Consider the following 11,286-nt stretch of genomic DNA (forward strand, 5'->3'; position numbering starts at 1 on the left):
TGGACCGATCCGAAGCGGGACAACTTCTTCCACGCCCTGGCCGACCGGGTCGGCGCGACGGGCGCGCTGGACGCCTCGCTGCGGCAGGGCGCCGCCGCCGCGACCGCCGCGACCGCCGGGTTCGCGGAGTTCCTGCGCGACGAGCTGGCGCCCCGGGGCCGCGACAAGGAGGCCGCCGGCCCCGACCGGTACGCGCTGGCCTCGCAGTTCTTCCTCGGCGCCAAGGTGGACCAGGAGGAGACCTACGCCTGGGGCTTCGAGGAGCTGCACCGGCTGGAGACCGAGATGCGCGCGGTGTCCGCGATCATCGCCGGGCCCGCCTCGAGCATCGCCGACGGGGTGGCCGCGCTGGACGCCGATGCCCGGCGCTGGATCGCCGGCAAGGAGGCGTTCCGCGACTGGATGCAGCAGCTGGCCGACCGGGCGACCGACGAGCTGGGCGGCACGCATTTCGAGATCGATCCCCGGATGCGCACGCTGGAGTGCTGCCTCGCGCCGACCAGCGACGGTTCGATCTACTACACCGCTCCCAGTGAGGACTTCTCCCGCCCGGGCCGCATGTGGTGGGCGGTGCCCGAGGGCCAGACCAGGTTCTCCACCTGGCGCGAGACGTCGACCGTCTACCACGAGGGCGTGCCCGGCCATCACCTCCAGGTCGGGCAGACCCAGCTGCGCACCGATCTGCTGAACCGCTGGCAGCGGCTGCTCGCCTGGTGTTCCGGGCACGGCGAGGGCTGGGCGCTCTACGCCGAGCGCCTGATGGACGACCTCGGCTACCTGTCCGATCCGGGTGACCGGCTAGGGATGCTGGACGGGCAGGCGCTGCGCGCGGTCCGGGTGATCGTGGACATCGGCATGCACCTCGAGCTGGAGATCCCGCGGGACAACCCGTTCGGTTTCCACCCGGGTGAGCGGTGGACGCCGGAGCTCGGCTGGGAGTTCATGCGCGCCCACTGCCGGGTGGACGAGGGCGTGCTGCGCTTCGAGTGGCGGCGGTATCTCGGGTGGCCCGGGCAGGCTCCGTCGTACAAGATCGGCGAGCGGATCTGGCTGCAGGCGCGTGACGACGCCAAGGCCCGCAAAGGCGCCGATTTCGACCTCAAGACATTCCACCGGGATGCGCTGAACCTCGGTGTGCTGGGGCTCGACCCACTGCGGAAGGCGCTCGACCGCCTGTGAATCTCGGGCCGTTGTCCACATGTTGAGACAGATAGCGTCGGACAGCGTGTCCGTTGCGTTACCCAAGGTGAGAATCTGTCGCTCCGCAGTCGTGCGATCACGAAGCGTCTGCATCGGCGCCTGCGATCACTCAATGTCCAACGTGGAGAACGGCCGCATTCGATTCATGGCTGCGTACCGGAAAGTTCCGTCCGTGCCTTGACTAGGGCCGCGATTGCTTGAACGCTCGTTACAACCTTCACCCACCCTGCGCGTATCCCCCGATCAGACGACTCAAGACTGACCCTCGGGAAGGGGTCGCTTGTTTATTTCTCGGATAGATTGACCCGGATCGGTGCGCTCGATCGACTACGGAGAGTGATTCGAGTCCGGTGCCGGTCGCGCGTGCACGGCGGAGCCACCGGTTGGGTCCTTGGCGGAGGAAGAAGTAATGGCAGTCTCGGACGGAAACCAACCGTCACGTCTTCGTGCGGTGCTGACCGCCGTGCTGGCGGTCCTGATTCTGGTGCCGGCCGGCATCCTCTTTATTCGCGTCTGGCAGCAGAACGAGGATGACCGCAGCGACACCAAGCTCGAGCAACAGGGCGTGGAATATCTGGCCGGCCTGTCGCCACTGATCAGCGCGCTCGCCGAGGCGCAGTCCGCGGCGATCCAGGGCAGCGCTGAGGCGCCCGCGTCGCTCACCGCCGCGGTGACCCGGATGGGTGCGATCGACCAGCGGCTCGGCGACACGCTTTCGACCCGCGAGCGGTGGACGAGCCTGCGCGACACGATCGGCCGCCTGCCTGCGGTCAAGGGTGAGAAGACGCAGATCTTCCAGGCGCACGTCGAGGTCTCCGCGCTGGCCCTCGCGCTGGCTCGTGCGGCCGCCGAGAACTCCACCCTCAGCCGCGACCCGGACACCGACCTGGCGCACCTGCAACAGGCGCTCGCCGTCGACCTCATGGACACCGTCATCCAGGTCAGCCGCATGGGCGACCTGAGCCTGCTGGTGGCCGGCATCTCCGGCTCGGCCACCGAGAAGGCGCAAGCGCAGGCCGTCCTGCTGCCGCAGTTCGGTGCCGCGGTCAACCAGGTGAACGCCGACGTCGCCGGCCTCACCGACAACCTGCAGGCGGCCGTCGACGACACCACCAGCGTGACGCTCAGCGGCAGCCTGGTCAGCACGGTCGACGCCTTCCGCCGCGGGGTCGAGTCGTTCGTCCGTGGCGCCAGCCCGGCCACCACGCTGACCGGCAGCGGCCAGCCCCAACCGGCCGCGATGGCCACCGCGCAGAGCCAGCTGCAGACCTCGCTGGCGAGCCTCTCCGGTGTGCTGGTGCGCGAGATGGGCGGGCTGCTCGATGCCCGGTCGGACCGGCTGGACACCCGGCGCCTCGAGGCCATCGTGGTGGCCGCCGCGCTGGTCCTGCTGGTGCTGGCCGTGATCCTGCTGGCGACCGTCGGCCGGCGTCGCCGGGCCGCGGATTCCGCGGACGACGAGGCGTTGTCGGCGCTGCCCGATGCGCCCGACCCCTTCGCGCGCAGTTCCCTCGAGCCGCCTTACGGCGCCGAGGTCGGCTCCAACCGGCGGGAGCGTTCCGGTGCTGTTCGGTAGGTTGCGCATCCAGGGCAAGCTGGCCCTGCTCGTGATCATTCCCCTGCTCGGCGTCGTCGCTCTGGCCGTGCCGATCCTGCTCAACCGCATCAATGCGGCCCGCGACGCCCAGGGCCTGGAGGACCTGGTCCGCCTGTCGACCGAGGTCGGCTCCGCGGTGCAGGAGATGAACGACGAACGCCTGCTGTCGGTCGGCTTCATCTTCGGACAGGTCTCCAGCGACGAGCTGGTGCAGAAGAGCGCCCGCGTCCGCGACCGGCTGGTGCGCCTGTCTCAGCACGATGACGCACCCGCCGCGCTGTACCGCGCGGTCAACAGCGGTGCCCGGCTCAACGCGACGCGTGCCCAGGTGCTCGCCCGGGGCATCGCGCCCAACCAGGTCGTCGCCAACTTCGTCCAGATCAGCACACCGCTGATCGATTCCCTCGGCCTGGTCCGCCGCGCCGACCTCAACACCCAGGTCGGCCGGTCACTCTTCGCCCTGGACCGGGCGATGCGCAACGACGACCTGATCAACCAGGCCAGCTGCTACCTGACCCCGGCGGCGATCGGCGGCATCCCGCAGTTCATCGGCCTGTTCGCGCAGGTGCTCCTCCAGCTGCAGAACAACATCCTGAACGACCAGCAGTTCTTCACCCCGGACCAGTACAAGCTGTACCTGACCGCGCAGGACGCGTTCTCCGCCCGCGTGGGCAACGAGTTCCTCATCCGCGCGCCCCAGGACCCGGTCGGCGCCGTCGGGCTGCTCGACAAGACGACGCTGTTCCCGCAGCTGCGGTCGGTGAACGTGCTCGGTGGCTTCGTGCAGAAGCGGGTGGCCGCCGACGTCATCGCCGCCGTGTCGGCGAACCGGGACAGCGCGCTGCGGACCGCGCTGATCGTCGGTCTCGCCGCGCTGGCCCTGCTGGTGGTCGTGTTCGTGCTCAGCATCGGCATGTCCCGCGCGGTGGCCCGGCCGCTGCAGCGCCTCACCCGCTCGGCCGACCGGATCGCCCGCGCCGCCGAGACCGAGCTGGAACGCGTGGCCGACGACGAGGCCGAAGTCGCCAGACCGATTCGCATGGACGCGGTCGACGTCCAGGCCAAGGACGAGATCGGCGACCTGGCCCGCGCCTTCGACCGGGTGCAGACCACGGCCGTCCGGCTGGTGGAACGCCAGGTCATCGGCCGGCGCAACGTCGCGCAGATGTTCGGGCACGTGGGCCGGCGTACGCAGAACCTGGTCGGCCGCCAGCTCGCGCTGATCGACGACCTGGAGCGCCGCGAGGCCGACAGCGACCGGCTGCGCGAGCTCTACCGCCTCGACCACATGTCCAGCCGCCTGCGCCGCAACGCGTCCAGCCTCGTGGTCCTCTCCGGCGCCGCCGGCGCGAACGAGCACATGGCGCCGCTGCCGCTGAACGACGTGGTCCGGCTGGCCCTCGGTGAGATCGAGGACTACACCCGGGTCGACGTCGACGTGCCCGAGGAGATCATCGTGGTGCCGGCCCTGGTCGGTGACCTCACGCTGCTGCTCGCCGAGCTGATGGAGAACGCCACCTCGTTCTCGCCACCGCACACCCGGGTCTCGGTCACCGCGGCCGAGTTGCGGGGCGGCGCTCGCCTGGCGATCGTCGACCACGGCCTCGGCCTCTCGCCCGAGCGCCTCGCCGAGGAGAACGCGCGGCTCACCCGCCGCGAGCGCCTCGACCTGGCGCCCAGTGAGGTGCTCGGCCTCTTCGTGGTCGGCCGCCTGGCCCGGCGGCACGGTGTGGAGGTGACCCTGACCGACACCCCCGAGGGCGGCGTCACGGCGTGGATCGACCTGCGGCCCATGCACCTGCTGGCCCGCGCCGAGTCGCTCACCGTCGGCGGGCCCATCCAGGCCACCGTGGGCGCCGCGCCGGGCGAGTTCGGCTCGCTGCTGTCCGGTGGCGCCGGGCGTTCGGTGCCGGGCAGTGCGCAGCCGTTCGACGCGCACGTCCTCGACCGGGCCACCAAGACCCTGCAGAGTGCACGGTCCTGGGACGCGTTCGCGCCGGCCCGGCCCGGCACGCCGGAGATCGCGGCGGTGCCGTACCAGGAGGCGGAGATCGTCGACGACATGCCGCGGCGGCCGTACGACATGGGTACGCCCGTGGCCGGCCGGCACCCCGAGGCGATGGTCGTCCTGCCCGCCACCGTGGAGCCGATCCAGATCCCGCGGCCGCGTACCCCCGCCGACGACGCCCGGCAGCCCAAGCGCGGCGTCAACGAGCCGCCGCACCCGACCGGCCTGCGCCGCCGGGTTCCGGGCACCCAGCTGCCCACCGAGACCGGGCCCAAGATGCCGGCCGCTCCGCCGTCCACGGACGACGCTCTCGCCGCCCGAGAGGCGTTCGAGGCGTTCGAGGCGGGCGTCAACCGGGCCCAGTGGGACGTCATCGAGGCCGAGATGACGTCACCGACCGCGTCCGGCCAGCGCCCCTTGGCCCGGCGAGTGCCCGGCGCTTCCCTGCCGGGACCGGATCGGATGCCCGACAATCCCCCGGCGGGCCCGAGCCAGCCCCTGGACCCGGACGCCGCCCGCGCCCTGGTCGAGCAGTTTGAGTACGGAGTTGCACTCGCCTTGAATGAGACGAAGAGCCGACCTGAGGGACAATCGCGATGACTTCCCCCTATAGCACCGACACCAACGCGCATTCGCATCCCAACATGCATTCCCAGCTGAGTGCCGAGGCGAAGACGTTCAACTGGTTGCTGGACTCGTTCACGTCCGGCACCGCGGGTGTGATCGAAGCCATCGCCGTGTCCTCCGACGGTCTGCTGATGGCCATGTCGGCGATCAAGGACCGGCCGAACGCGGAACGGCTCGCCGCCGTGGTGTCCGGTCTGACCAGCCTCTCCGGTGGCGCGGCGAGCTGGTACAACCTCGGCAGCCTGAACCGGGTGATCATCGACATGCAGGACGGCTACCTGCTCGTCACCGCGATCAGCGCCGGCTCGGTGCTGGGCGTGATCGCGGACCGCTCGGCGAACCTGGGCACGCTCGCCTACGAGATGACGCTCTTCGCCACGCGGGCCGGCGGCGCGCTCAGCCCCAGACTCATCGCGGAATTGAAAAACGCCGTCCAGCAATGAGCCACCCGGGCGGCCTCGACGATGCCGGACGCCAAGCGTCCGGCGTCAGGCCGTTCCTCCGGAACCCCGCTCCGGCGCCGATGCCGAACCCGGCCGATGGGGACGACAACACGACCACCCTCCGCCCGTTCGTCATCACCGCCGGGCGGGTGGACGGCCTGGACCCCAACATCCAGCTTGAGACCCAGGTCACGGTCCACCCCGGTGCCGCACCGACGCGGCTGCCCCCGGAGAAACGCGCCATCGTGTCCCTCTGCGTCGAGCCGCTGTCCGTGGCGGAGATCTCCGCCCGCCTGCACATGCACCTGGGCGTCACCCGCATCCTCGTCGGGGATCTGCGAGCGGCCGGCCAGCTCGATGTGCACGTGCTGGCCAGCGACTTCCCCGACCCCGAAACCATCATGCGAGTGATCCGTGGACTTCGAGCAATATCCTGATCAGCGCATCGTCGGCACCGCCCGGGTGCCCGACGAGCAACCGCGGACGAGCACTCCTCCGGTGCCCGTCAAGATCATCGTGGCCGGTGGGTTCGGCGTGGGCAAGACGACCACGGTCGGTGCCATCTCGGAGATCTCACCGCTGACCACCGAGGCCGAGATGACCATGGAGTCCATCGGGGTGGACAACCCGGGTCCGGCGTCCACGAAGACGACGACCACGATCGCCATGGACTTCGGCTGCGTCACCATCGACCGCACGCTGAAGCTCTACCTCTTCGGCACGCCCGGCCAGTCCCGGTTCGCGTTCATGTGGGACGATTTGATCCGTGGCGCTCTCGGTGCCCTTGTGGTGGTTGACACAAATCGGATAGACGACTGTTACCCGGCGGTGGACTACTTCGAGCGGGCCGGCCTGCCGTTCGTCGTCGGGGTCAACACGTTCAACGGCCAGCTCGGCTATCACCTCGACGAGGTCCGATGGGCTCTCGCAGTGCGGGATGACGTGCCGATTCTTTCGTTCGATGCACGGTTCCGCGGGTCGGTTCGTGACGCCCTGTTGGTGGTGCTCGACCAGGCCTTGCACAAGTCGATCAAAATGAACTCACGCTGAGTGACATTCCGGACTACATAGTCAGAGTTCCCAAACGAGCCTCCGACCGGGCACAGTTGTACGGGGAAACCGCAGGGCTTCCCGGGCGGAGGGGACGGTGTCGTGCGAGGCGGATTGGACGATGCGCTCGACAAACTGGCGCGTCGCGACGAGTTGCGCCGGCGCGCGGTCGGTGAGGCCACCGGCACCCCGCCCCCGGTGCAAGAGCTCGTCGAGGCGATCGCCGGCGTCGTGGGGCGCAACCAGAGCCTCGAGGTGACCGTCGGCGTCGAGGGCGCCGGCGATCCGACGCTGCTGCACTTCTTCGTCGAGGACGGCATGGTGCGGGTGACCGCCGACTCGTCGGTCGCCGCCCAGATGAGCGAGCCGCGGCACGCGGATTTCGACCTGGAGCCCGAGGATCCGGCGGAGGAGCAGTTCGCCGCCCGTCCGGCTTCGCCGGCGCCGGCGTTCGAGGATCTTTTCGACTCGGGTCACCACCGATCCGGGTACGACGGACAGCACGGCTTCACGGCCGAGCAGGCCGACGACATCGACGCCGCACGCTTCCGCAGCCCGTTCGCGGCCACCCCACCCCCGCCGGTGCCACCGCAGACGACCCGCCCGGCGCCGTCGTCCCCGCACGACGGTTCCGGCCCGCGCTTCGACGACGCCCGCCCACAGTCTCCGGCGCCGCACGAGAGCGCCGCGCGGCTCCACTTCGACGACACCCGGCCGCAGTCACCGGCCCCGCAGGACACGTCGTCACGGGTCAGGTTCGACGACCCTCGCCCGTCTTCGCCGGCACCGCACGAGAGCACCGCGCGGCTCCGCTTCGACGACATTCGGCCGCAATCGCCCGCCCCCCACGAGCGCACGGCGCGGCTCCACTTCGACGACACCCGGCCGCAGTCACCGGCCCCGCAGGACACATCGTCGCGGCTCCGCTACGGCGACCCTCGCCCATCCTCGCCGGCACCGGCCGAGAGTTCCTCCCGCCTGCGGTTCGACGCGGCTCGCCCGATGTCGGGCACCAACGGCTTCGGCGAGGAGACGACCCGGCTGGCCTACGCGCCGCAGCCCATCCCGGAGCCCCGGGCCGCGGCGGAGCCCCCGCAGCGCAGCATGCCGACCCCGCTGCCGGAGCCGATCCCGCTACGCACCGTCGACAGCGAAGAAACCGAACAGGCCGCCAAGCGCCTGGCCGCCCTGCTGCGCGACGACCCGTCCCTGCTGCGCCACGACCGGCCCTGACCCAAAGCCACGGCCCGCGCCACGGTGACTATGGCCTGAGCTTGGTGATCGCCTCCTGGACGTCGGCGACCCGGTCGGCGAGCAGGCCGACCGCGCCTACCGCCCGCGTCATCGGGTCGTCCTCCGCGCCGCCCAGAGCCTGCTCGCGCAGATAGCCCGCCTTCACCTCGGCCCACCGCTGCTCCTGCGCCGCGGACAACCGCCCCCGCAGCTCGCCCAGCTTCAGCAGGTTGGACTCGGCCCCCGTGGTGAGCGTCTGCGCCTCACCCAGATAGTGGTCGTCGACCACAGACTCGAGCTCGTCGTCGTTCATCACCGGCACGATCCGCTCGGCCAGCTTGGTCATGTTGCGATAGGAACCCTGCAGCCGGAACGGCGGCTCGGTGCGCGACGCGTCCGCCTGGCCCGCCGACGCGATGTAGGCCCGATTGACCCGCAGCACGATCCGCTGCACCCGCCGCATCTTCCGCAGCACGGACAGGATCTGCTCGAGCTCGACCGCCGAGTACGCATACGACAGCTTCTCCGGCCGCACCGAGTCGTCGCCCTCCGCCAGCCGGATCAGCAAGGGCAGGTCGCCACGGTCGCGGGCCGACAGCGGCGCCAGCACCGGGTTGGAGGTCAGCGAGTTCTCCAGGTACGACAGCTCGAACAGATCCTCCCGCCCGGCCAGCACGTCGCCGAGGTTCCACACGTCGGCCCGGTTGGCCAGCATGTCCGGCACCCGGAAACGCTGCCCGGTCTCGGTGTACGGGTTGCCGGCCATGCACACCGCGAACCGCTTGCCCCGCAGGTCGTACGTCCGCGTCCGGCCGTCCCAGACACCCTCCATCCGGCGCTGGGCGTCACACAGCGAGATGAACTTCTGCAGCAGCTCCGGCGACGTGTGCTGGATGTCGTCGAGGTAGAGCAGCACGTTGTTGCCCATCTCGAGGGCGAACGTGATCTTTTCGACCTCCTGCCGTGCGGTCGCGTCGGGCGCCTCGGCCGGGTCGAGCGACGTCACGCCGTGCCCGAGCGCCGGCCCGTTCACCTTGACGAAGACCAGCCCGAGGCGATCCGCGACGTACTCCATCAGGGTCGTCTTGCCGTAGCCGGGCGGGGAGATCAGCAGCAGCAGGCCCGACTGGTCGGTCCGCTTGGCGTCACCGGCGGCGCCGAGCTGGCGAGCCAGGTTGTCACCGATCAGCGGCAGGTAGACCTCGTCGAGCAGCCGGTTGCGGACGAACGCCGTCATCACCCGCGGCTTGAACTCGTTCAGCCGCAGCCGGTCACGCTCGGCGGTGGCCAGCGCGGCCCGCTGCCGCTGGTAGTCGCGGTAGGCCGGCATCCGCACCGAACGGAACTCACGCGAGGTGGCGAGCAGATCGTCCAGCCGCACGGTGAACGACCCGCCGTGGATCGTCGGGTGCACGCCGAGCAGCCCGGTCACCGTCTCACTCAGCGCGGCCGAGGAGTCGTAGCGGGTCAGCTCGGTGCCGGTCAGCTCGATCGCCACCGCCTCGGGCAGGTCGGCCGCGTCACCGGCCGAGGGGTTGGCCCGGTGGAACGCGTCGAGCCAGGCGTGCACGAGCTGACGCCGCGCGTCCAGGGAGCCGGAGAGTGCCCGCAGATCCTCGGCGTACTGCCGGGCCGCTGGGGCCTGACCGCCGCCCAGCGCCCGGTGGAAGCGGTCGAGCAGGGTGCGAGCGCCGGCGCCGGTGACGAACCCGGCGGGTTCCGCGGCGAGCTCTTCGATGAGGTACTCACCCACGAGCCCGGACGAGCCGGCCGCGGTGTTGAGCTCCTCGATCAGGGCGTCGATCGCCGACCCGGCCGAGCCGAAGAGCGAGCGCGCACGCACGAGCGAGGCCGCCCGCAAGCTCCACGCCCTGCGCTGCTCCTCGGTGGCCACGAACGCCCAGAAGAGCTGGGCGGCGGCCCGCACCGACGGCTGGTAGCGCAACAACCCGGCGGCGTTGTGCAGCCGGACCAGGGCGCCGAGGATCAGCTCGGCGTCGGCGTCGTGCACGCCGCGCTCGTACCCCTCCTCGTAGCGCGCCTCGGCCGCCTGCCGCACCAGGTCGCGCAGCGTGCCCTGCGGCAATGCCGCGGCGGCCGCCACCGGATCGTCCGCGAACGCCGCGGCGGCCAGGTGCGCCGAGCGGTACATCGTCGCGTTCTCGGAGATCAGCGGCTGCTCCCAGAACGTCCGCGTCCTCTCGAACGCCGCGTCGCGGATCACCGCGCGGTAGTCGGTGCCGGTCACCGCGAACGCCAGCGCGTCGCCGTCGGGCACCAGCGTCAGGTCGATCGCCTGCGTGTTGACGGCGAAGGTGTGCCGGCCGAGCCGGATCGTCTTCCCGCCGTCGCCGTAGAGGTCGAGCCGGTCGCGCAAGGACCGGCCGGCCTCCTGCCGCGCGGCCTTGACCTGCCCGTCCAGCTCCTCGGCACGGACGGTGTCGCCGAGGGTACGAAGCTCGCCCGCCAACGAGCGCAGTTTCGCCACCATGGGATCGCTGGCGAAGTACGTGTTGACGTCGTCCGCGTCGTCCAGCGACGCGACCCGGCGCTGCACCCCGGCGAGGATCCGCCGGGCCGACTCGACCAGCCGGTCGGCCCGGCGCGCCCGCTCGTCGAGCAGCGCCTGCCGCCGGCCCGCGATCGCCTCGGAGACCTCGGTGCGCTTGGTGGCGAGCTGTTCCAGGAAATCGTCGAAATCTCCGAACCGGGTCTCCAGCGCCTCGATCTGCAGCATCAGCCGGGCCAGCTGCTCGTCGCACTTCTCCGGGGTGTTGGCGACCGCCAGCGCACCGCCGACCGCCTGCCCGAGCAGGGCGAACTCGGCCGCGAACTCGGCGCGGCCCTCGACCGCGGACAACTCGCGGCGGCGGGCCTCGAGCGTGGCCCGGGCCCGATTGAGGCCGCCGAGCACCTCGCCGACGCGTTCGAGGATCGCCACCCGGGCGGTGGCGTCGGCGATCTCCAGCCCGCCGATCACCTCGGTGACGACGCGCAGGCCGTCGGTCTGCTCGGTGAGCCGCTCGGTGACCGGCGCCGCCTCGGCGACCGTGGCGATGCCCGCCGCGGACGTGGCGATCTCGTCGACGACGTGCTGGTAGCCGGTGAAGGCATCGGGCTGCTGGAAG

At 70.9% G+C, this 11,286-nt stretch carries 8 protein-coding genes; 7 read left to right on the plus strand and 1 reads right to left on the minus strand.

Annotated elements, in window-relative coordinates; genetic code table 11:
* From AB0M20_RS10285 to AB0M20_RS10315, 7 genes are all read left to right on the plus strand, one after another.
* The coding region (locus AB0M20_RS10285; protein ID WP_364296551.1) for a DUF885 domain-containing protein at window positions 1–1,179 on the plus strand (1,179 nt) is incomplete at its 5' end.
* A gap of 472 nt (window positions 1,180–1,651) precedes the next feature.
* Window positions 1,652–2,776 carry a hypothetical protein gene (locus AB0M20_RS10290; protein WP_364296553.1) on the plus strand — a complete coding sequence of 375 codons (1,125 nt, stop codon included), beginning with the start codon at window positions 1,652–1,654 and terminating at the stop codon, window positions 2,774–2,776.
* Complete coding sequence (locus AB0M20_RS10295) at window positions 2,763–5,405, plus strand: ATP-binding protein (protein ID WP_364296555.1); 2,643 nt, start codon at window positions 2,763–2,765, stop codon at window positions 5,403–5,405. Before AB0M20_RS10290 ends, AB0M20_RS10295 begins: the two co-directional genes overlap by 14 nt.
* Complete coding sequence (locus AB0M20_RS10300) at window positions 5,402–5,875, plus strand: roadblock/LC7 domain-containing protein (protein WP_364296557.1); 474 nt, start codon at window positions 5,402–5,404, stop codon at window positions 5,873–5,875. The genes AB0M20_RS10295 and AB0M20_RS10300 overlap by 4 nt, the downstream gene beginning before the upstream one ends.
* Window positions 5,872–6,312, plus strand: a complete 441-nt coding sequence (locus AB0M20_RS10305) for a DUF742 domain-containing protein (protein WP_364296559.1) — start codon at window positions 5,872–5,874, stop codon at window positions 6,310–6,312. The genes AB0M20_RS10300 and AB0M20_RS10305 overlap by 4 nt, the downstream gene beginning before the upstream one ends.
* Window positions 6,290–6,925, plus strand: coding sequence for an ATP/GTP-binding protein (locus tag AB0M20_RS10310; RefSeq protein WP_364296561.1), 636 nt, complete (start codon window positions 6,290–6,292; stop codon window positions 6,923–6,925). The genes AB0M20_RS10305 and AB0M20_RS10310 overlap by 23 nt, the downstream gene beginning before the upstream one ends.
* A gap of 102 nt (window positions 6,926–7,027) precedes the next feature.
* Window positions 7,028–8,158, plus strand: a complete 1,131-nt coding sequence (locus tag AB0M20_RS10315) for a hypothetical protein (RefSeq protein WP_364296563.1) — start codon at window positions 7,028–7,030, stop codon at window positions 8,156–8,158.
* Window positions 8,159–8,186: 28 nt separating this feature from the next.
* Here AB0M20_RS10315 and AB0M20_RS10320 read toward each other — a convergent pair.
* Window positions 8,187–11,286, minus strand: a 3,100-nt coding sequence (locus AB0M20_RS10320; protein ID WP_364296565.1) for an AAA family ATPase, incomplete at its 5' end; no start/stop codon positions are given.

It is taken from the genome of Actinoplanes sp. NPDC051633, from assembly GCF_040681735.1.
Taxonomy (GTDB): Bacteria; Actinomycetota; Actinomycetes; order Mycobacteriales; family Micromonosporaceae; genus Actinoplanes.

What these genes read in the sequence shown, in the direction of transcription:
- AB0M20_RS10300 (WP_364296557.1), top strand. Translation starts at nt 5,402, where the DNA reads ATGACTTCCCCCTATAGCACCGACACCAACGCGCATTCGCATCCCAAC.
- AB0M20_RS10305 (WP_364296559.1), top strand. Translation starts at nt 5,872, where the DNA reads ATGAGCCACCCGGGCGGCCTCGACGATGCCGGACGCCAAGCGTCCGGC.